The sequence below is a fragment of the Halorhabdus sp. CBA1104 genome (assembly GCF_009690625.1).
Classification (GTDB): domain Archaea; phylum Halobacteriota; class Halobacteria; order Halobacteriales; family Haloarculaceae; genus Halorhabdus.
In genome coordinates, this window is sequence record NZ_CP033878.1 from 431794 (window position 1) to 453741 (window position 21948).

The 21948-nt window shown below is 60.7% G+C and carries 17 protein-coding genes and 2 pseudogenes; 13 read left to right on the forward strand and 6 right to left on the reverse strand.

The features are described from left to right. Positions 1 to 48: 48 nt before the first annotated feature. Positions 49 to 447 carry a cytidine deaminase gene (gene cdd, locus Hrd1104_RS02290; protein ID WP_154551228.1) on the forward strand — a complete coding sequence of 133 codons (399 nt, stop codon included), beginning with the start codon at positions 49 to 51 and terminating at the stop codon, positions 445 to 447. Between the two features lie 86 nt (positions 448 to 533). Here the strand turns inward: cdd and Hrd1104_RS02295 are convergent, their stop codons facing one another. The 4 genes from Hrd1104_RS02295 to Hrd1104_RS02310 are packed head-to-tail and all read right to left on the reverse strand — an operon-like array spanning position 534 to position 5608. Beyond that, entirely contained in the window at positions 534 to 1643 is a 1110-nt protein-coding gene (locus Hrd1104_RS02295) for an ABC transporter permease (RefSeq protein ID WP_154551229.1), read from the reverse strand. Next, positions 1636 to 2853 carry an ABC transporter permease gene (locus tag Hrd1104_RS02300; protein WP_229770514.1) on the reverse strand — a complete coding sequence of 406 codons (1218 nt, stop codon included), beginning with the start codon at positions 2851 to 2853 and terminating at the stop codon, positions 1636 to 1638. The genes Hrd1104_RS02295 and Hrd1104_RS02300 overlap by 8 nt, the downstream gene beginning before the upstream one ends. Then, positions 2850 to 4439: an ABC transporter ATP-binding protein gene (locus Hrd1104_RS02305; RefSeq protein ID WP_154551230.1), complete on the reverse strand. Its 1590-nt coding sequence runs from the start codon at positions 4437 to 4439 to the stop codon at positions 2850 to 2852. The genes Hrd1104_RS02300 and Hrd1104_RS02305 overlap by 4 nt, the downstream gene beginning before the upstream one ends. A gap of 41 nt (positions 4440 to 4480) precedes the next feature. After that, the gene (locus tag Hrd1104_RS02310; RefSeq protein WP_154551231.1) at positions 4481 to 5608 is read right to left on the reverse strand and encodes a BMP family protein; all 1128 of its coding nucleotides are present in this window, start codon (positions 5606 to 5608) and stop codon (positions 4481 to 4483) included. A gap of 378 nt (positions 5609 to 5986) precedes the next feature. Here Hrd1104_RS02310 and Hrd1104_RS02315 point away from each other — a divergent pair. After that, positions 5987 to 6810 (forward strand): annotated as a pseudogene (locus Hrd1104_RS02315) (nucleoside phosphorylase). A gap of 21 nt (positions 6811 to 6831) precedes the next feature. Then, positions 6832 to 8187 (forward strand): phosphomannomutase, encoded by a 1356-nt coding sequence (locus Hrd1104_RS02320; RefSeq protein ID WP_154553174.1) that lies wholly within the window; start codon positions 6832 to 6834, stop codon positions 8185 to 8187. A gap of 23 nt (positions 8188 to 8210) precedes the next feature. On the opposite strand, the gene Hrd1104_RS02325 is transcribed toward Hrd1104_RS02320, so the two are convergent. Both Hrd1104_RS02325 and Hrd1104_RS02330 read right to left on the reverse strand, forming a co-directional pair. Further along, positions 8211 to 8639, reverse strand: a complete 429-nt coding sequence (locus tag Hrd1104_RS02325) for a universal stress protein (RefSeq protein WP_154551232.1) — start codon at positions 8637 to 8639, stop codon at positions 8211 to 8213. 69 nt (positions 8640 to 8708) lie between these two features. Next, complete coding sequence (locus tag Hrd1104_RS02330) at positions 8709 to 10592, reverse strand: ATP-binding protein (protein ID WP_154551233.1); 1884 nt, start codon at positions 10590 to 10592, stop codon at positions 8709 to 8711. 110 nt (positions 10593 to 10702) lie between these two features. Between Hrd1104_RS02330 and Hrd1104_RS02335 the strand changes: the two genes are divergently transcribed. From Hrd1104_RS02335 to Hrd1104_RS02380, 10 genes and pseudogenes are all read left to right on the forward strand, one after another. Then, positions 10703 to 11521 (forward strand): endonuclease/exonuclease/phosphatase family protein, encoded by an 819-nt coding sequence (locus Hrd1104_RS02335; protein ID WP_154551234.1) that lies wholly within the window; start codon positions 10703 to 10705, stop codon positions 11519 to 11521. 36 nt (positions 11522 to 11557) lie between these two features. Next, entirely contained in the window at positions 11558 to 11935 is a 378-nt protein-coding gene (locus tag Hrd1104_RS02340) for a hypothetical protein (protein ID WP_154551235.1), read from the forward strand. A gap of 163 nt (positions 11936 to 12098) precedes the next feature. Further along, entirely contained in the window at positions 12099 to 12587 is a 489-nt protein-coding gene (locus Hrd1104_RS02345; protein WP_154551236.1) for an Lrp/AsnC family transcriptional regulator, read from the forward strand. Then, the gene (locus Hrd1104_RS02350; RefSeq protein WP_154551237.1) at positions 12584 to 13729 is read left to right on the forward strand and encodes a pyridoxal phosphate-dependent aminotransferase; all 1146 of its coding nucleotides are present in this window, start codon (positions 12584 to 12586) and stop codon (positions 13727 to 13729) included. Before Hrd1104_RS02345 ends, Hrd1104_RS02350 begins: the two co-directional genes overlap by 4 nt. 120 nt (positions 13730 to 13849) lie before the next feature. Continuing rightward, on the forward strand, positions 13850 to 16399 hold the full coding sequence (locus Hrd1104_RS02355) for a type II/IV secretion system ATPase subunit (RefSeq protein ID WP_154551238.1): 2550 nt from the start codon (positions 13850 to 13852) through the stop codon (positions 16397 to 16399). Then, positions 16396 to 18431: pseudogene (locus Hrd1104_RS02360) on the forward strand (type II secretion system F family protein). The gene Hrd1104_RS02355 and the pseudogene Hrd1104_RS02360 overlap by 4 nt, the downstream one beginning before the upstream one ends. A gap of 4 nt (positions 18432 to 18435) precedes the next feature. Then, positions 18436 to 18939 carry a hypothetical protein gene (locus tag Hrd1104_RS02365; protein WP_154551239.1) on the forward strand — a complete coding sequence of 168 codons (504 nt, stop codon included), beginning with the start codon at positions 18436 to 18438 and terminating at the stop codon, positions 18937 to 18939. Position 18940: 1 nt separating this feature from the next. Further along, on the forward strand, positions 18941 to 19606 hold the full coding sequence (locus Hrd1104_RS02370; protein WP_154551240.1) for a hypothetical protein: 666 nt from the start codon (positions 18941 to 18943) through the stop codon (positions 19604 to 19606). Then, positions 19600 to 20652: a hypothetical protein gene (locus Hrd1104_RS02375; RefSeq protein WP_154551241.1), complete on the forward strand. Its 1053-nt coding sequence runs from the start codon at positions 19600 to 19602 to the stop codon at positions 20650 to 20652. Before Hrd1104_RS02370 ends, Hrd1104_RS02375 begins: the two co-directional genes overlap by 7 nt. Before the next feature lie 61 nt (positions 20653 to 20713). Next, the gene (locus tag Hrd1104_RS02380; protein ID WP_195837613.1) at positions 20714 to 21946 is read left to right on the forward strand and encodes a PKD domain-containing protein; all 1233 of its coding nucleotides are present in this window, start codon (positions 20714 to 20716) and stop codon (positions 21944 to 21946) included. Positions 21947 to 21948: the final 2 nt, after the last annotated feature.

The window sequence follows — 21948 nt, forward strand, 5'->3', positions numbered from 1 at the left end:
TCTTATAAACCATCGTTTTATTTGTGGACCCACTCCCTAGGGACGGACATGGACGACGAACAACTAATCGAGATCGCACACGAAGCCCGAACGGATGCCTACGTTCCGTACTCCGAGTACCCGGTCGGGGCAGCGCTCGAAACAGCGGATGGTGAGATCTATCGCGGTTTCAACGTCGAGATTGTCAACTACTCGAACAGCTTCCACGCCGAGGAACTCGCTGTCACCGGCGCGATCCGTGACGGCGTCACCGATTTCGAGCGGGTCGCAGTCGTCTCGGCAGAACACGACGGTGTCACGCCCTGTGGAATGTGCCGACAGACCTTCGCCGAGTTCTGTGATGACTCCTTTGAGATCATCACCGAAGACGATGGCGAGATCCAGCGGTACACGCTCGGGGAACTGCTCCCTGACGCGATGAAGCCTGGGAACCTGCAGGACCGATAGAACCAGTTGTCGACAAGAATCGAAGCGGCCAAAATCAGCTTTTCTCAAAACGCCACTCGTCGAATCCCGGAACCCGAATCGGCGGGTTACTCCTCGCCGGATTCGTAGTGCTCGCCGACTTCACTCGGGATTCGGGTGTACCCGACGAACGCGAGCACGATGATGACTGCGACGTACGGCACGAGCTGGATGAGTTGTGTCGGCACTGGGACGAACGCGATTTGCTGGAGGCGGATCTGCAAGGCGTCCAGTCCCGCAAACAGGATCCCCGCTGCGGCAGTCCCGAGCGGGTTGTAGTTGCCAAACAGGTAGGTCGTGATCGCGATGAACCCGTCCCCGGCGATCATCGTCTGGCCACTTCCGATGAAGCGACCGGCGCGACCGACGACCAGGCCCGCACCGCCAAACCCGGAGAGGACCCCCGAGAGGACAACGCCGACGTACCGGACGCGGTGGACGTCGATACCGGCGGTGTCGAGCGCGGAGGGGTTCTCCCCGCTTGCCTCGATCCAGCGGCCGAAGCTCGTCCGGTTGAGGACGAACCACGAGAGGACGATCGTCACCAGCATCAGGATGACGATCGGGCTGGCGTCGAAGATGATCGGCCCGACGACCGGGATTTGAGAGAGTCCCGGGACCGTCACCGTATTCAGCGTCGCGATACTCTCGCTGTTGACCGAGCCCCAGATCACGATGCTGAGGAACGGCCCGAGGCCGAGTCCGACCAGCCAGACGGCGAGGCCCGCGATGATCTGGTCTGCCTTGAACTCGATCACGAGCACGGCAAAGACCAGTGCCAACAGCGTACTCGCGAGGACACCGGCGAACAGCCCAATCCAGGCTGCCGACTGGGCGTCCCCGCCGAGCAGGTGTGTGACCGCGGCGGCGGTAAACGCCGAGATGATCAACAGGCCTTCGAGACCGATGTTGATGACGCCGCTTTTCTCGGCGAAGATACCGCCAATCCCGGCGAAGACGAGCGGGACCGAGATTCGAAGTGTCGATTCGACGAAGCTGACATTGAACAGGCCGGCGATGGTGGCCGGACGCGTCCCTGGCATCGTGATGTTGATGACCGCACCGAAGACCGCGGCGACGAGCAACGTCCCAAAGACGAGCCGCGGGATGCGCCCGATGTTTGCGGCCCAGTTGCGAACGCTTCCGAGTGCACCGCTGTCGGCGGGGGCGTTACTCATCGCCACCACCTCCAGTCACCGCAGCCGGCTCCGGTTTGACGCCCAGCCGGTTGCCGAGCATCCGGAATGCTTCCGGCATCGCGATGAACAGGATAATCATTCCTCGGAGGACCGCGACCAGCTCCGGCGGGACGCCGAGCTGGAAGTTGATAGCGTTCGAACCGCCCTTCAGGACGCCAAAGAGCAGCGACGCCGGAATCACGCCGACCGGGTTGTTCCCGGCCAGCACCGACACGGTAATGCCGTCGAACCCGATCGAGGGGACGCCCTGTCGCCAGGCGCCGATGACCATCATCGACCACATCGCGCCGGCGATGCCGCCCAGGGCACCCGACAGCGACATCGTCGAGACGACCATCTGCTCGGCGTTGGCACCGCCATACAGCGCTGCTTTGGCCTGTTTTCCGGAGACGCGCAGGTCGTACCCGAAGCTCGTGTACCGCAGGAGGTAGTAGATGCCCACCGTCGCAAGGAGTGCGAGGACGAGCGCCACCAGTGTGAACTGGCCCCCCTCCGGGAAGATGATCCCGTTGAGCCGGGCGCTGTCCGGGATCGTCTTGGTTTTGACGCTCTGTAGCGTCGGATCGGCGAAATACGACGAAACCAGGAAGAAGGCCATCCCCGTCGCGATACTGTTGAGCATGATCGTCGTGATCACCTCGTTGGCGTCGGCGTAGGCCTTCAGTGCCCCCGGTATTGCCCCGTAGAGCCCGCCGACAATCGCGCCGACGAGAAGACCAAACGGGATCAACAGGACCGATCCGACCAGTCCACCCGGCACGAACGGTCCGACCCAGACGAGCGCGAGTGCGGCCGCGAGCCCGCCAAGGACGAGCTGACCCTGAACACCGATGTTGAAAAGGTCACCTCGGAACGCCACGGCGACGGCGAGTCCGGAGAAGATCAACAGTGTCGTTTCTTTCAGAGTAGTCCCCATCGAGAAGTTGATCGGTGACCACCCTTCGGTGAACAGCCGCGCTGAGTCGAGGTCGAACGGCGAGCCGAAAGCCCCGTTGACCAGCACAGCGAAGATCTCGAGGGGGTTGTACGCTTCCCCGGACAGATATCCTGCTACGAGAACGATGAGGCTGCTGACGATAACGGCCGTCATCAGCGCGGCGATGCTGATCAGGATCCGCTCGGCGACCGAATTGCCGACGAAAAACCGGAAGAACCGCTGTATCGGTTCGGGGTACTGGCGATCGCTCATTCCTCGCCACCTCCATACTCGTCGGGGACCTCACCGGCCATCAGCAGGCCGACGTCACGGTCGGTCACTTCCTCTGGGTCGACGATATCCATGATCTCGCCCTCGTAGATGACGGCGAGGCGATCGGAGAGCTGCTGGACTTCGTCCAGCTTCGAGGAGACCAGCAGGACGCCTTTGCCCTCGTCGCGAAGCTCGACCAACTGGTCGTGGATGAACTCGATACTCCCGACGTCGACCCCGCGGGTCGGGTGGGACGCGACGATCACGTCCGGATCCCGGAGGATCTCTCGGCCGACGATGACCTTCTGTTGATTCCCGCCCGAAAGGGACTCCGAGGCGGTATCAGCGCCCGGGGTCCGTACGTCGTATCGATCGATGATCGTCTCAGCGTGGTCGCGGGTCGCTTTCCAATCGACGCGAGGGCCGCTCGTGAAGTCGGGATCGTACTGGTTGCCAAGCAGCGCGTTCTCGACGAGATCGAAGTCCATTACGAGTCCACGCGCCTGGCGGTCCTCGGGGACGAACGACATCCCACGCTCGATATGCTTACGCCTGGAGATTTCGGTCACGTCCTCTCCGTTCAGCGTGACAGTGCCTTCGTCGGGTACTTCCAGGCCAACGACCGAGTCGACGAGTTGTGACTGGCCGTTGCCGTCGACGCCGGCGATCCCGAGAACTTCGCCCTCGTGGACCGTCAGATCGACCTCGTTTACCTGTCGCACTCCGTCGTCGTTCTCGACAACGAGGTCGGAGATTCCCAGGGCAGACTCCCCTGGTTGACTGTCTTCTTTTTCGACTTCGAGCATCACTTGCCGGCCGACCATCAGCTCCGCGAGACTCTCTCGCGTCGCCGTCTCTGGGTCGACCGTCCCGACGTTTTCGCCGTCCCGGAGGACGGTGATGTCGTCGGAGATCTCCATCGCCTCGTCGAGTTTGTGCGTGATGAAGATTAGCGTCTTCCCCTGGGCGGTCAACTCGTCGACGATCCGGAACAGTTCGTCGACCTCCTGGGGCGTGAGTACGGCCGTCGGCTCGTCGAAGATCAACACGTCGGCTCCGCGATAGAGCGTCTTGAGGATCTCGACGCGCTGTTTCTCACCCACACTGATGTCTTCGATCTTTGCGGTCGGATCGAGATCGAAATTGTACGTATCACTTAGTTCGCGGACTGCCTCGCGGGCGCTCTTTGCATCGTACGCAAGCCCATTCCACTTGCGTGGTTCGTTGCCGAGCGTGACGTTCTCGGCGACAGTCATTGTATCGACCAGCATGAAGTGCTGGTGGATCATCCCGATCCCGGCGTCGATCGCGTCCTGGGGCGTCTGGAACGTCCGCTCCTGGCCGTTCAGGTAGACCGTCCCCCCTTCCTGCTGGTAGAGCCCGTAGAGGACGTTCATCAGCGTGGACTTGCCCGCACCGTTCTCGCCCAACAGCGTGTGGACCGAGCCACGCTCCACCTCGAGGGTTACTTGATCGTTCGCGACGACGCCCGGGAATCGTTTGGTGATGTTCTCCAGCCTGACTGCCGGGCCCGGGTCTGTGCCTCCTCCGGTATCGTCTTCCGGTGGTTGTTTCGTTTGTGCCATCGTATCAAATAATTTTCAACAGTCGGCGCGACCGGGTCAGATCAGAGGTCGTCGGGGTGGGACGGCACCGTCACGTCGCCGTCGACAACCGTCTGGCTCTGAGCCTCGATCTCGTCTTTGATTTCCTGCGGGATCTGATCGCCGATTTCCGTCCCGTACAGCAGCGCGACGCCGTCGTCTTCGAGCCCGAGCGTGACCGTCTCGCCGCCACGGAACTCGCCGTTGATCGCGTTGTCGACCGAGGTAACGACTGCCTCGTCGACCTGCTTGACCATACTGCCGAGAATCGCTCCGTTGTATTCGGTAAGCGTCTTGGACTGGCGTGCGTCGACGCCGATTCCGAATACACCGCGCTCGTAGGCGGCCTGGAGGACGCCGACACCAGTTCCACCTGCGGCGTGGTAGAGCACGTCTGCGCCGTCGTCGATCATCGAGTTGGCGATCGACTGGCCTTTGCTCGGTTCGCTCCAGGAGCCCGAGTATGCCACGTTGATCTTGACGTCTTCGTTGACTCGCTTTGCGCCGAATCGGTAACCTGCCTCGAACTTCTTGATGAGTCCCGTCTCTTTCCCGCCGACGAACCCGATCCTGTTCGAGTCGGTCTTCGTCTCGCTCGGGCCAGCGGAGAACTCCTGGCTCGTCAGCATTCCGGCCAGGATACCAGCCTGGAAGGACCCTTCGTGCTCGTTGAAGACGTAGTTCGCGACGTTGTCGAGTTCTGTAACCGAGTCAATGAACGTGAACTTCATGTCCGGGAAGTTCGGCGCGACCTCCTGAAGGGCGCTCTTTTGCGAGAACCCGATCGCAAAGATCTGATCGTATTCCGGATTCGAGGAGGTCGCGAACTGGCGCTGGAACGTACTGAACTCGCTCGGTGATTCCGGCTCGGCGTTCTGGAACTCGACGTTGTACTGCTCTTTGGCCGACTTGATGCCCCTGTTGGCCATGTCGTTGAAGGAGTTGTCGCCCAGGCCACCCGTCGAATACACCATGCCGACGTTGTGGGGGTCCCCACCAGACCCTTCGGTCGTGTCGTCCCCTTCCGCTGGCGTATCGTCGTTGTTGTTTGCTTCCGTGGTCTCGTTGCCACCACAGCCTGCGAGGGCGACCCCGACTCCGCTCGCAGCGATACCTTTAATGAATGCCCGCCGATCGTAGTTACGTGACATTACAGTTCTGTATGGGGACTTGAATAGTGATAATAGTTTTGCTGCTTTCTTCTTTTTAATAGGGCAGGTTCACTTAAACTGGTCTCTCGGCGACCGTGTCACGGATATGTGGTACTGACCGCTCGCAACCGCTGTTCGAGCCATATTCTGGCTCTGATTTTCGAAGACAGCCATGCCTTGTAACCGAAGTGACTTGGCTATTGGCGTCTACTCCCAACGCTGGCTCGGGCAGAACCACATTTGTCGACGCCCGTTTGACGGAACTCTCTTCGGCGAAAACGGCGTGAAGCGGATTTATACGGTGTCACTGGCCACAATGACCCGGAACAATCCGAGGGCGAATATTATATAAAAATCCAGCTTAAAAAGGAAACCAGGATGCCCGGAGACAGTGAAGATCCAAACGACGACGAACAGTATCACCTCGCCGTAAGTTCCGAAGATGTCGCCGATACGGTTCTGCTACCGGGGAATCCGGAGCGCATCGAGAAGATCGTGCGGTTCTGGGACGACCACGAGGAGAAGGCCCACCACCGAGAGTACCGAACAGTCACTGGGACGTACGACGACGCCCCGATTTCGGTGACTTCGACGGGAATCGGCTCGCCGGGAGCGGCAATTGCACTCGAAGAGCTCGCACGCGTGGGGCAGACACGTTCATCCGTGTGGGTTCGTGTGGCTCGATCCGCGAGGACGTATCAGTCGGCGACCTCGTCATCACGACGGGGGCCGTCAGACAGGAAGGGACCAGCAAAGAGTACGTCCGGGAGGATTACCCGGCAACGGCTGATCACGAAGTCGTCAGTGCGTTGATGGCCGCGGCCGAGCGCCTCGACTACAATTATCACCTCGGGACGACGATGAGCGCGGACAGCTTCTACACGGGACAGGGCCGTCCCGGATTCGAGGGCTACGAAGCACCCATCACCGACGGGCTCGTCGAGGATCTCCAGGAGGCAAACGTCACCAATATCGAGATGGAGGCCAGTGCCATCTTGACGATCGCCAACGTCTACGGCCTGCGAGCGGGTGCTGTCTGTGCTGTCTACGCGAATCGCGTGACCGGCGAGTTCCGCACCGAGAGCGACCAGCGTGCGTCGGAGGTCGCCTCGCTCGCGACCAAACTCCTCGCAAAGATGGATCGCGTGAAGGCCGAAGCCGGCGTCGACCACTGGCACCCCGGCCTCGAACTAACCGAATAATTACGAGGGATAGATATGACTATGGATCTCTTCGGGACGACCGGAATCAGAGGGCCAGTTGCGACGAAAGTGACCCCCGAACTCGCGCTGTCGGTCGGGCGTGCTGCCGGCGAGCACGGTGAGGAATTCGTGATCGCGCGAGACGGCCGGGAGACTGGAGTCGCCATCGCTGCCGCGCTCGAAGCCGGACTAGAGAGCGCTGGCGCAGACGTCGTTCGTGCTGGGATGCTCCCGACGCCGGCGCTTGGCTTTGCCTCTTACGGTCGCCACGGCGTGATGATCACTGCGAGCCACAATCCATCCCCCGACAACGGAATCAAGTTCTTCGTCGACGGCGTCGAGTATACGACTGCCGACGAGGAGCGCATCGAGGAAGGCGTCGCCAACGACGTCGAACCGGCGACCTGGAAAGAGTGGGGGCGCCAGACCAGTGAGGAGCCACTCGACGGGTACCTCGATGCTGTTGTCGAGTACGCGAGCGAGCACGGAGCCCCCCTCGAAGATATGACAATCGCTGTCGACGCTGGCAACGGCGTTTCCGCCCTCGGGACGCCGGAAGTGCTCCGGCGACTCGGTGCGACGGTCCACACGCTACACGCCAACGTCACGGGACACTTCCCTGGCCGGCCGAGCAAGCCCACGCCGGAGAACATCGAGAATCTGATCCAGTACGTCCGCGAGCGTGAGGCTGTCGATCTTGGGATCGCTCACGACGGCGACGCCGATCGGATTGTCGTGGTCGATGCCGACGGGTCGATCGTCCACGAGGACACCATCTTGGCCGTGCTCTCGTCGTACTTCGTCGAGCAGAGCGACGTCGCTGATCCGGTCGTCATGACGACGCCGAACGTTTCGGGCCGCGTCGACGAGCAGGTCCGGGCGGCGGGGGGCCGCGTCGAACGTACCGCACTTGGCCTCCTCCACGAGGGAATCGCCGAGGTCGAAGCCGAAGGCGAGCAGACGGCTGTCGCCTTCGCCGGCGAGCCCTGGAAGTGTATCCATCCTGAACTGGGAATCTGGACGGACGGTATCGCGACGGCGGCCGTCCTGACGCGGCTCATCGCTGCGGAGGGACTGGGCACCTTGCTCGAACCCGTCACCGAACGACCCCTAGAGAAGAACCCGGTCGACTGCCCGGAAGAAGCGAAAGCCGACGCCATGGAGCGCCTCGAGACCACCCTGCCCGAGCAGTTCCCGGACGGCGAGGTCTCACTCGACTACGGCGTCCGGATCGAACTTCCCGACGCGTCGTGGTTCCTCGTCCGGCCAAGCGGGACTGAACCGTACATCCGCGTCTACGCCGAGAGTGACGATGCGACGGCGCTGCTCGAAGACGTTCGAGAGACAGTCAAAGACGCGGTCGAAGCTGCCACCTGAGATCGTCCCGCAGCTTCTGTCGTCTACCTGATGACCGTCACGGGGACGGGCGAGCGCCGGACGACCGTCTCGGCGACGCTGCCGAGCAGGATTCGGGAGACGCCCGAGCGGCCGTGACTCCCCATGACGATCTGGTCGATGTCGTTGTTTTCGACGTACTCGACGATCACGTGGGTTGGCTTGCCGACCTCGATGACGCTCTCGACGTCGATCCCGCGTTCGTTCGCGTCGGCCTCGATTTCGTCGAAGCGCTCCTGGGCCTGTTGTTTCTGGCGCTCGTACCACTCTTCGGAGAACGTCGGAATCGACGCCTGGACGCTGTAACCCGCGTCTGCGGGGTTGATGACGTGCAACAGGACCAGGTCGGCTTCGGGAAATTCCTCGATCGCGAACTCACAAGCCGTTCGTGCCTGGTCGCTGCCGTCGACCGGAACAAGAATCTGCTTGCCCATACGACAACGTTTCTCGCCATCCGGCATCAACGTTCGGTATGCTAGCGTGACACTCTCGAGGTCCCGCCGTTACCCTTGGCCGTGTCGGGTCACGCATTCCGGGAGGCCGATCAACTCGACGGGCTCTGAGTTGTCCGGTGAGTAGACGACCATCTGGCCTTGCTCCATGTAGGGTACTTTCGCCTCCAGATGGCGGGGGATGTTCACCGCCGAGATGGCGTCTTCGTCGCCGAGATTGAGGACGACCGTCGTGTTGATCTGCTTGAAGACGGGATCGGCGATATCCTGTGGGTCCTGGGTGATGAGGAAGAGTCCGAGCCGTTCTTTCCGGCCCTGCTTTGCGGCGTCGGTGAACTTTCCGATGACTTGCCGGGCCTGGACGCTGTCGGCGTCGGTCAGGAAGTTGTGGGCCTCGTCCATCCCGACGACCAGCGGCGTCTCTTCGATCCGCTCGAAGGTCGGGTCGTTCGAGAGCTTCTCGTCGACGAGCAACGACGCCAGCGCGAGCACCACTGTTTCCGTGGCCCGCGTATCGTTGATGTGGTAGGTCGGGACGACTGTCAGCCCGCCCGGACGGACGAACTCGTGAACGAGATCGGTGATCGGCCGGGCGTCCTGGTCGAAGACGGTTCCGAAACCCACTGCACGTCGGCTGACGGCATCGAAGGTCTTCTCGTGGACTTTTCCCGACTCGTCGAGTTCTTCCCGCAACGCAGGATCGTCGAGGAACGACGTGAACTGGTCGTAGGTCCCCTCTCGGCCGTACTGCTCTTTGAACCGCTTGAGGAGGACGTTTACAAGCGCATTGTACTGGTTGTCGTTGAGGCCGCTGCCGGCGATCAGCCAGGGGTTGTCATAGACCATCGAGAACGGGATCGTGAACGCCACTTGCTCGGCGCGATGGCCCTCTGCCGCGTAGGTCGCGCCGCCGACTTTCGGGACGAACGCGATCGTGTCGTCGTGGCCGCCACAGGCGATTCCCTCGCGCTCACAGCGCTCGCGGAACGCCGCCGAGAGGTCACCGTCGTCGTGCATCTGGGCGTACTCGTCTTGGGGGTCGAACTGGACGACGGCGGGCTGGATCGTCCGGTCACTCCCTGTCGCAACCGGGTAGGTCCGGTCTTCCGCCAGGAACTGCCGGAGAACGTTCTTCGCGAGGTGGGTCTTCCCCGAACCCGTTCCGCCGGCGACGAGAGTGTGCCGGAAGACAAGCGGGTCGCCGGCGTCGTAAGCGTCCTTGAGTCGGTAGTCGATCGTCGGTGGTTGGGCGGCTGTCTCGACCGTCTGGCCACCGACCGAGAGATGGCCCAGGAAGACCCCATCCTCGGGGATTTTCAGGCCGGTCTTGATCGCGGACCGTTCCTCGGCGTGGCTGACGATCGTCTCCGGTTTCGGGACGCGATCGGTCATCCGCCGCTGGAGATCGCCGTCGTCGCTGTCTCGCGGCTCCGCCACTGGACTATCCGGGGCACTCGGCGCCTCACTATACAGAATCGCGACCGGTTCGAGTTCCGCGATGAACTTGAAGTCTTGCTCGTCGATCCCACTGGACCGCATCGCCCGCCGAGCGTGGATCTCGGTCGCGTCGTCGGCCCGGAACTCCCGGGCGTATTCCAGGGCGGTAATCCGACAGAACAGCCGCTCGTCGGTCGCACTGTCGGGATACGGCGCGAGTAGATACGTCCCAATCCGGACGTCTGCGCGGTTCCCGACGGTGACGTAGGCTCGCAGACGCGTGTCTTCGCCATCCTCGCTGATGGTCAGGCCCTGGGCCGCCGAGAGGACGCCGATGCCACGCTCCCCGCCGGCCGGTGATACCGAGACGGATTCGAAGTCGTCGGTCACTGCGCCCGCGTCCGTTGGCTGGCCGTCGGTCTGATCGGACGGTCGATCGGCCCGCCCGTCGTCCTCGCGGTCGCCGTCGAATTCAGTGAAGTCCCCGAGATCGGACATAGCCAAAGCCTGGTGGTCGAGGCCCAAACCGGTTTCCCCACGCTATCGCACTCGGTACTCGCTCGTCCAAGTCAGAAACGTCCTTACGCTGGCCCGAGAAACCCCGTGTAATGTCCGACTGGCTACGGGCCATGTCCTACAACGTCCGGTACGATACGTCCGAGGACGGCAAACACGCCTGGGAACACCGGCGAGATCGCGTGGCGGGGACGATCCGTTTTCACGCCCCCGACGTGATCGGCTTGCAGGAGCCACTCGACCACCAGCTCGCGGACATCGCCGAGCGTGTCCCGGAATTGGAGTGGGTCGGCGTTGGCCGCTCAGATGGCGCCAGCGGCGGCGAGTTCTCGCCGATCGGCTACCGGACCGATCGCCTCGAGTGTGAGGACACGGATACGCTCTGGCTCTCAGAAACGCCCGGGCAATCAGGGAGTGTCGGCTGGGACGCCAGCTATCCCCGGATCGTCACCTGGGCGCGCCTCCGTGATCGACAGACTGGGACGCGGTTCCTCCAGGCGAACACACACTTCTCCCACGACGGCCCGAAGGCACGCCGAGAGAGTGCCTGGCTGTTGCTGGACCGTCTCCCCCACATTGCCGACGGCGATCCGATCGTCTTGACCGGGGACTTCAATGTCGTCGTGGGCGAGCCGGCCCACGAGATCCTTGCAGAAGGGACCGACTCCGTCTCGCCGCTCTCGAACGCCATGGATCGGTCTCCCCAGCCCCACCACGGGCCCAAGACGTCTCGGACTGACTTCGAGACGCTGCTGCCGGATCGCAAGATCGATCACGTGTTCGTCAGCGACGACGTTGCGGTCGGGCAACACGGTGTCTGTACCGACTTCGACGACAGTGGGGCATTCCCATCTGATCATCTCCCGGTGCTGGTCGACGTCGATCCCGCTGGCTCTGCTCGCGGGGTGTGACCGCTGGCTTTTGTTGCTGGCGGACGTAGTATTGCTATGTTACTCATCCGTGGCCGGGCCGGCGGGACCGCACTGACGGGGACGCTGTACGAACCCGGCGAGACGCCTCCGAGTTACGAGGGGGCTCCCGACGCGGACGCGCCGTACGTCTGGGTCTGTGATGCCTTCTACGAGGTCGTGAGTGGCGGGGTCGTCCAGCAGATCGACGATCGCGAGGTCAACGTCGCCTTCGAGACGCCCGCCCCGCGAGGGTTCGAAGACCGTGCTCGAGCGATCGAGGCGGCAAAGGACCACCTCCGAACGCAGTTCAGCCGCATCGGGGTCGCCGAGTCGGCCGTCGCGATCGAACGTGAATCTGTCGCCGATGCGGGCAGTGCTGTCGACGAGCGATCCCGTTCAGGACCGATCGGGTAGTTGGAAACGGGACTGCGCGCGGTCCAATCGACCGCGAGGCCCGATGCTAGCCAGCGACGAGCAGTAGCGGTCCCTCGATGCTACGTGTCGATCGAGCATGCCGTCTCTCGGTTCGTTCAGCCAGGTAGCAAACCTTATTGTGCGCGCTCGCCCGCCGGTGCATATGAACAGTCGCGACGAACTCCTGGAGCTGTTGAGAGAAAACGCCCGCTACTCGACGGCCGAACTCGCGCGGTTGGCCGACATGGAGGAACCACGCGTCGAGGAAGCACTCGAAGATCTCGAAGCCGCTGGGGCTCTCCGAGGCTACCAGGCTGTCGTCGACTGGGACGAACTCGATCGTGAGCGCGTGCGAGCGACGGTCGAGCTCAACGTGACGCTGGACCGCGAGACCAGCTACGGCGACATCGCCGACCGGATCGCGAAGTTCCCGGAGGTAACGACCCTCCGGCTGATGAGCGGTGACTACGATTTCCTCATGGAAGTCGAGGGCGACTCGATGAGCGAGGTGTCGTGGTTCATCAGCGAGAAGGTCGCGCCGATCCCCGAGATCACCCAGACGGTTACCCATTACGTGATGGACTCTTACAAGGAGAACGGCATCGAATTCGGTGACGGCGACGAGGACGATCGGCTCTCGATCTCACCATGACCATCGAGCCGAGCGAGCGCGTCGAGCAAGTCCCGCCGTCGGGAATCCGCCGGTTTTTCGAACTCGCCGAACAACAGGACGACATCATCTCGCTTGGTGTCGGCGAGCCCGACTTTTCGGCTCCCTGGAGTGCCCGCGAAGCGGCGATCGCCTCTTTAGAGGCCGGCAAGACGTCGTATACGGCAAATCGGGGCAAACTCGAACTTCGGGAACGGATCGCCGCGGATGTCGACCAGCGATACGATCTGGATTACGATCCCGCCCAAGAGGTGCTGGTGACGACCGGCGTCAGCGAGGGGGTCGATCTCGCCCTCCGAGCGATCGTCGATCCGGATGATACTGTCGCGATAGCCCAGCCAGCGTACGTCTCGTACAAACCAGGCGTGATCTTCGCTGGCGGCGACCCACTGGCGGTGGCGACCAGACGTGAAGACGAGTTCAAGCTTACGCGTGAAGTGCTAGCAGCGAGCGGCGCGGCTGGGGCCGACGCGCTGGTGATGAACTACCCGAACAACCCGACGGGCGCGACCATGACCGAAGACGAACTGCGTGAGGTCGCAGCCTTCGCACGGGAGAACGATCTCGTCGTATTGAGCGACGAGGTGTACTCGGAGTTGAGTTACGAACACGAGCACACCTCGATCGCGACGCTACCCGGGATGCGTGAGCGAACGATCGTCTTCAACGGCTTCTCGAAAGCCTACGCCATGACTGGCCTGCGGCTGGGCTACGCGATGGGGCCGCCGGAAGTGATCACGGCCATGAACCGCATCCACCAGTACACGATGCTGTCGGCCCCGACGACGCCACAGCACGCCGCTATCGAGGCTCTGGACCGGTGTGCCGACGACGTCGCGGAGATGCGCAACCAGTACAACCGGCGACGGCGCTTTGTGCTCTCACGGTTCGAGGAGATGGGTGTCGACTGTTTCCCGGCCAGTGGAGCCTTCTATGCGTTCCCCGAATCACCCTGGGACGACAGCGAAGCCTTCGCCGAGGCACTCCTCGAATCCGAGGGCGTCGCCGTCGTGCCCGGGACTGCCTTCGGTGACGGCGGTAGCGGCCATCTCCGAGTCTCCTATGCGACTGGGCTCAGTGACCTCAAAGAAGCACTGGCGCGGTTCGAATCGTTCATCTCGTAATCTCGACCCAGAGTGCAGTACTGTCTCTTGGGTTGCCGTCGGTGATAGAATGGTCGCAGTCGACGACTTTACGATCGTCTGACGTAACCTTTTTTCGCTTGAATGAATGATGCTACACCAATGGCAATTGATGATAAAGAGGGTGGCGACGAGGGTTCGCTCCGGTCGCGGGCGAGTTCCTTATTCGACGGGGATAGCGATCCAGAGGGAGGTGACGACGACGAACCCGACGGATACACGTGGATCGATTTTCGGCGTGAATTTCACGAGGGTGGACAGTTTGACCGAAGCGAATATCTCGGATTCGACCCACAGCGCACCGAGCAGTTGCTCGGGGAGTGTTCGAGCAACGCACGCCAACTCGACGACTATTTTCAGGATTTTATCGACCCCGCAACGACGCCCGTCCGTAAAGGTGAGTATCGGTGGGAGCACTTCAAACAGGAGTTTTACTACGATGGGGACGGCTCGCCACCGCGTGAGGACGACGGGACAAAGATCCCGTTCGATCGGGCCGCCCATCTCGGATTCGATCCCGACGAGACTGAAAGACGACTGAGCCACGGCCAAGACAAAGCGGAGGCACTGGTGGATCTCGTCGATCAGCGGACGGTCGACGTCAACCCGGAACTGGACGAAGACGAGTTCTTCTCGACGGTCGAGGGCCACACGACGATCGTCAATCGATACGATCTGGAGAAAGCCGTCCCGATGGAGAAAAAGCGCCACTTCGAGGAAGTCGAGCGCTACTGGGTCAACAAACCCTACGCTTGTGTCATCTTGTTCCATTCGATAAAGGAGAACGAGCGTAAGTACTACGTCGTCGAGCCGACGCTGAACGCGCTCGAACTCGAGCTCAAGGACTTTCTCGGCAGTAAACTCAAGACGGCGATCAAATACGCCGAAGAGGGCGTGGCTGTTGGCGACGACGCCGAGGGTCGGGCGGCGGTCATCGAGCGCGAAGCCCAGGCGCTCCTCAAACGGTACGATATCTACGACGAACCGAACACGGATCGTGTGGGCCAAACGACGGGTGACTGGGTAAAACAGCTGCTCGGCCTGGGCGAGGAGTCCGCCGAACCCGACCAGCTCGATCAGTCCACCGAACTCGACGGGATCGCGGCCCGACCGGAGCCGGCAATCCTCGAAGAAGACGCAGATACTCTGACCGAATACCAGGTCGAGAAACTGCTGTACCTGTTGAAGCGGGACTACATCGGCTACGGCAAGATCGATCCGATCAAACACGACATCAACGTCGAGGATATCTCCTGTGACGGGTACAACTCCCGGGTGTTCGTCTATCACACCGACTACGAGCAGACGATCTCGAACGTCGAACACGGGGAGAGTGATCTGGACGACTTCGTCGTCAAACTCGCCCAGCGCTCGGGCAAAGGGATCTCCAAACGGCAGCCACAGGTCGACGCGACCCTCCCCGATGGGTCGCGCGCACAGTTGACTCTCGGCACGGAAGTCTCCGATCACGGGACCAACTACACGATCCGGCAGTTCAAAGACGTCCCCTTTACGCCGATCGACCTGATCAACTGGAACACCTTCTCGCTGGACGAGATGGCGTTCCTCTGGTTGGCGATCGAGAACAACAAGTCGATGATCTTCGCCGGCGGGACGGCCTCGGGGAAGACGACCAGCCTGAACGCGATTTCGCTGTTCATCCCCAGCAACTCCAAGATCGTCTCCATCGAGGACACCCGTGAGGTCGAGCTGCCACAGCGAAACTGGGTGGCTAGCGTGACCCGGCCTTCCTTTGGTGACGACGAGAAAGGCGACATCGACGAGTTCGATCTGTTGGAGGCCGCACTCCGCCAGCGCCCGGACTACATCGTCATGGGCGAGGTTCGTGGGGAAGAGGGGCGTGACCTGTTCCAGGTCATGTCCACCGGCCACACCGGATACTCGACGTTCCACGCCGACACCGTCGGCGAGGTGATCAAGCGATTCACGACCGACCCGATCAACGTCTCGAAGACGCTGTTTACGGCGCTGGATCTCGTCTCGATCCAGACCCAAACGCGCGTCCAGGGTCGGAAGGTTCGCCGGAACAAGACGTTGACCGAGATCAACGAGTACACCCCGGAGAACGACGAGATCAACGTCAGGGACGTCTACCAGTGGCAGGCCGAGTCCGACCAGTTCCTGCAGATGGGTTCCTCATCAACGCTCGAAGACATCAAGTTCGACCGTGGGTGGGACCAGGACACGTTGGACGAAGAACTGTTCATGCGCAAGGTCGTCCTCGCACATCTCATCGAGCAGGGGCTGAACACCTACACCGAGGTTGCCGCGACGGTCCAGGCGTTCATCAACGATCCCGAGACGATCATGACGTTGATCGCCAACGGCCAACTCGAACGGAGTCTCGAAGACCTCCGAGAGATGGAATCAGTTCAGATCACCGTCGATCCGGCCAAAGAGGAGATGGTGCCACGACCGGATCCACCCGACGAGTTGGCCGAGGAAGCCCAAGGCGTCATCGACAACGCCCAGCCGTTGTTCGACCGATACAAGGACCAGGCCAGATCTGACATCGTAAACGCACTTGCGGACGTGAGTGGCGACGAGTTGACCGAAGACGAAGACGACGGGACCGTCGACTTCGGTCAGTTCGTGCCCAAAGCGGGTGTCGAGGGACCTGAGAACGAATGAGCCTCGAACGACGCCAATCCGGCTCGCGGATCGGTGAGGCCGGGAGCCTCGGGGATACCTTCTACCCACTGTTCCGCCGGCTGTTCGACGAAGACGGGGACTTCGTTGCCAACGTCGAGACGAAACTGGGCGAGTCGCGGATGGCCGACAACGTCGAGATGTTCCTCTCGCGGGCGCTTGCCGTCGGGACGATCGCCGGGACGTCGCTCTGGCTGGTCGGCATGTTGCTCGGCTACCTGCTCGTGACGACGTTGTTTGCCGGTGGCGCACCGTCGTTTCTCGGACTCGGTCTTCCCGAAAGCATCCTCCCGATCGTCCAGGCACTGAAACTGCCGTTTCTCGTGTTCGTCTCTGGGCTCGTGTTCGGGACGATCGGCTTTCTGGTCGGGTTCGGTTCGCTGGTGTCGATCCCGTACTTTCGGGCCAGCGCCCGGGAACGGGAGATCAACGTCATGCTTTCCGATGCCGTCTCGTTCATGTACGCGCTGTCGGTTGGCGGCCTCAATCAACTGGACATTCTCGAATCGATCGCCGATGCCGACGACACCTACGGCGAAGTAGCAAAGGAATTCCAAAGTATCGTCCTCGAAACAGAGTATTTCGATACGGACTATCGGACGGCGATCCGTAACCAGGCGATCCGGACGCCCAGCGACGAGTTGAGCCAGTTCCTGACGGACATGCTCTCGATCGTCGACTCCGGGGGAACATGACGGACTTCCTCGAGGATCAGAAGGACAAGTACATGCGCACCAGCAAACAGGAGCAACAGCGCATGCTCGAGACTCTGGAGTTGTTCGGCGAGATGTACATGACGCTCTCGCTGTTTCCCCTCTTGCTCATCATCATCCTCGTCGTGATGTCGATGATGGGCAACGCGAGTACGCAGTTGATGTATATCACGGTTTACGGGCTGATTCCGTTGATCAACGTCGCCTTCCTGGTGCTGGTGTCGACGGTCACGTCCGACGAGAGTTCGAGTGGGTACTTACAGCCGGACGACCCCGAGAAAGAGGCCTTGATCGAGGGCCAGACCAACCTCTTCGATCTCGGCTTGATCGAACGGTACAAGGGCGAGTACAGCGTTTTCGACCGGATTAACGACCGTGAAGGGACCCATCAAGCCCTCGAGATCATGCGGTCTCCGCACATCTTCTTCCGGGACAACCCACTGTACGTGCTCGCGTTGACTGTCCCGGCGACACTGACGGCCCTGGTGATCTCCGTCCTGATGGGGTGGGCACCGACGTCCCTAGAAGGGATGATGAGCGATCCACTACAGGGAACGTTCTTCTGGCTGTACGTTCCGGCCTACATCAATTTCATTCCGCTTGCGATCTTCCACGAGTGGAACGTCCGTCATCGGAAGGCGATCATCGGCAAACTCTCCGAGAACCTCCGGAAACTCTCTAGTGCCAACGAGACTGGGATGACGCTGCTCGAATCGTTGAAAGTCGTCGCCAACACCTCGTCGGGCCGACTGGCCGATGAGTTCACGATCATGAACCGGAAAGTCCAGTACGGCACGAGTCTCAAACAGGCCCTGCGGGAGTTCAACAACAAGTATCACGTTCCGCGACTCGCCCGGACAGTCAAGCTTGTCAGCGAGGCTCAGGAAGCCTCGAACCAGATTCAGGACGTCCTCTCGACGGCCGCACAGGCAAGCGAAAATCAGGACGACATCGATCGTGACCGGAAATCCCGGACGCGGATGCAAGTCGTGATCGTGATTATGACGTTCCTGACGCTGTTGGGTGTGATCGCGATGCTGAAAGTGCAGTTCTTCGAGACGATGGCTGGACTCTCTCAGCAGGCCTCGAGTGCGGACGGGGGCAGTTCCGTCCAGAGTATCGGCTCTGACATGCCCGGTCCCGATCTCCTCTCGATGCTGTTCCTGCACGCCGTGACACTGCAGGCCATCTCCTCGGCCATCATTGCCGGCTACATTCGGAACGTGAGTCTCGTTGCCGGCCTCAAATATGCCGTTGCATTGTTGACAGTGACGCTCAGTGTCTGGATCGTTGTGAGTTGAGCCAATGATACGTCGGGATTCGAAGGACGCGAACGAGAAGGGTTGGCGAGAGGCCGACCAGCAGGACCGTGCCCAGACGATGCAAGATTTCGTTCTGGGAATTAGCATCTTCATGATTGGCTTCATGTTCGTGTTGGCGCTGTTTCCGGGGTTGTTGACGCCGTTTGAATCGTCGCTCGACGGCAATACTGAGGCCGCAGCCGATCGCGTCACCGCCGAGATCGTCTCGAACTTCTCGAAGCCCGCCGAGCCAAACGTCCTGAACGCCACACGACTGAACCAGACGGTATTCAACGATTCTCGGTCGGTTGCGGACCTCAAGTCGCAATTTGGACTCCCGAGTGATACAGGACTCAACATAACATTACAGCGACTGGATGGGATGGCACATCTCAACGCGTCCGGCAATCCAGTCACGAACGATCGGACTGCCATCTCGGTGCGGATTGTCGATACCGGGTTCTCTGGCTGTGATCCGGGTTGTCGACTCGTCGTACGGACGTGGTAACATGAGACAGGAACGAACGCGTACATTGGGAACGGGGGACGATGACCGCGGACAGGCATTTACACTCGAAGGGCTCGTCGGTGCAATTCTCATTCTGACGGCACTGTGGTACGCGATGCAGGTCGTCATCATCACGCCGACGACTGGCGGCACTGTCGACCCGGCAGTCCGGGCAGACCTCCGCCAGCAAGCCGATGACACGTTGATGGTGGCTTCACAGTCCGAACGGGAGCGTCTGTCGACGCTCGTCCGAAACTGGTCACAGCAAAGTCGGACTTTCGCAGGCGCTGTCAATCCGGATGTCGGCTATGGGACCCAACGCATACCGGGTTCATTTGGAGATTTGCTGGTCGAGAATTTCGCTACCAGGGGCCGGCTGTACAACGTCGAGATGACGTATCTGGAAGGGGATCCGTCGAACGGAACGGGTGCCGTCACGGTCGCCTCACAGGGAACGCCCTCGGAGAGTGCCGTCGTAGCGACCCATCGGGTCGTCCTCTATGACAATATGACTCTTACGTCGCCGTCGGCTGGAGCGGCGGAATTGTGGGAGTACGATACCCACCCGACGCGTAACCCGGGCAACAAGAGTGGGTACTACCCGGTGCCCAATGCCGTCGACGGTCCTGTCTACAACGTTTTGGAGGTGCGACTGATCGTATGGTGACTGATCGAATCGGGCCACGGGGCGAGCGCTTCGAGGCGGCCAGCCGTGGGCAGATGCTCTTGATCGGCGCAGTGCTTATCGCCGTCACGATTGTCGCCCTGGCACTGGTCATCAACACTGTACTGTACACTGCAAACGTCGGCTCAGCGCAGGAAGCGACCCAGATCAACGACGTCGACGAATTCACCTACGAAGCCACCCGCAATGCTCGCTCGATCATGCTCCGGGTGAACCACGTCCAGCGCAACCGGTCGATCTCAGACGTCAACGCCAACACGACACGGGCTCTCATGGAGTACAGCGACGGCCTGTCTCGTTCGTTCGCGACGACGGGAACAGTCTACGCGAACGTTACCTACAGTGGAACTGTGGTAAATGGCACGCGAATCGTCCAGTGGCAAGACCGGAACTTCTCGGAACCAGGTAACCCGACCAATGGGGACTGGGGAGTTGTACCCGGTTCAACGAGCGACATCGGTTGGTTCCTACTGAACGTGAACGTTCGAGACACGTCGACGACCGAGTCGACGATTTCTGTCACTCACGGGAGTGAGACGCTCAACTACACACTGAACCAATCAGCCAATGATAATCTCAGTGTCATTGTGACTGACGGCTCCGGATCCGTGCTGGACGCTGTGTCGTGCCAGTCGACCGGGGGGCGCGCTCTTGTAGATCTCTATGGTGGGTCGAGCCCAACCGGCGAGTGTACGTTCCCTGGCATCGAGGAGACACTCAACGCGCCCATGACCGTCGATGTCCACAACGGGACTGAAATCACTGGCCAGTACGCGATCGTGACCAATCGAACCTGGGACGGGACTCCCTGGAACGGTCTTCCGACGTGCACTGCTTCTGGGGGAGAACGATGTCTCACACCAGCGGTCTGGCAAGGTTCGATCGATCTCACTTATTTGAGTGAGACTGTCCAACTCAGCCAGCAACGTAACGTCAGCGTCTACGGGGGACCTCATGAACGACCACCAGCAAGACACACAGATATCGCACCGATCAGATTCGAACTGCCATCACCGCCTGGATACTGACAGAGCACTTTCGACACCGATCACGCACACTCTCTCCCTCGGGATCACGACAGTACTCGTCGTGGGGTTGTTGATCGCCGCCAACGGCTATCTGGCAGACCAAAAGCAGTACGCTTCCGATACCGTGATCGAGAGTGTCGGCACTGAACTGGCGACAGAACTGGAAACCGTCGGCAGACTGGCCCGCAATAGCCAGCAAGCCTCGTTGCAGAGCAGCCAGCCACGAGATATCGTCTCGAACGCCTACTCCGTGGAGCTACGATCGCCAGGTGAGTGCACGCTCGGCATGGCGGCGAATGCGTGTCTGGTGGTGGAGATTACCCGAACTGGTGAGAACACGGTGCGTGAGTTTGCCGTTCAAAATCGCTCTGACGTCCGGCTCTCGATCGATCGCGTCGATCAATCTACGTTCGGCGTCTCGGCGACCAAGACGACGGGCGTGACGACTGACGCTGCCGTCGTCCCAGTCGAACAGGACCTACGTGTTGGCGTGGGAGCCGATGTCGGTCGATCCGGTGGCCAGAATATCACCAATCTACAACAGGAGGCGCCGATCATCGAGAACTTCACCATCTCTCCGGGGTTTCCCACCAGCAACGAGACCGTCACATTCAGCGCAAACACGACAGACCCGGATGGAACTGTTGTGAACCATACGTGGTATATCGACGGCACGCCCCATCCCAACGAGGGCAATACTTTCACGACGACGTCTCCACTTCCCCCCGGTGAACACAATGTGACGCTCAAAGTTACTGATAACGATGGACTAACGGCATCGAAACGGCCACGAGGAGAAAACGTCACGACATCCGGATTGACCGGGACGATCGTTGATTCAGGATCGGGATCAAGTGGAGATTACGTCGAATTAGAGCTAACAAATCACTGGCCAAAAGATGTTGTGTTGGGGGGATTAAACGTCGATGCCGGTTCAGGGTACGATTACATTCACTATATCGAAGGGTCAGTAGATGGCGACGAAGATTGTAGATTTTTTGGATGTTCACCAGACACGCCAGATCCAGAGATCAAGATTGATTATACCGACGATGGGAGCTGGAACCACCCGCAAGAATTGAACGGTGCCGACCCAGCAACCCTCACTGATGGTGAGCGATACATCACTATCACGTCAACTGATATGATAGACCGATCAGACACGGCGACGGTCCGCATTCGTGGCCTTCGTGGAGGGGGGGATCCAGCTGACACGACATTCCGCGTCGAATACTGGGTCACCATCGAGGGGGAAGATGTTGCAGTCTCGACGATCGTCAACGGAGGAAGCTAACT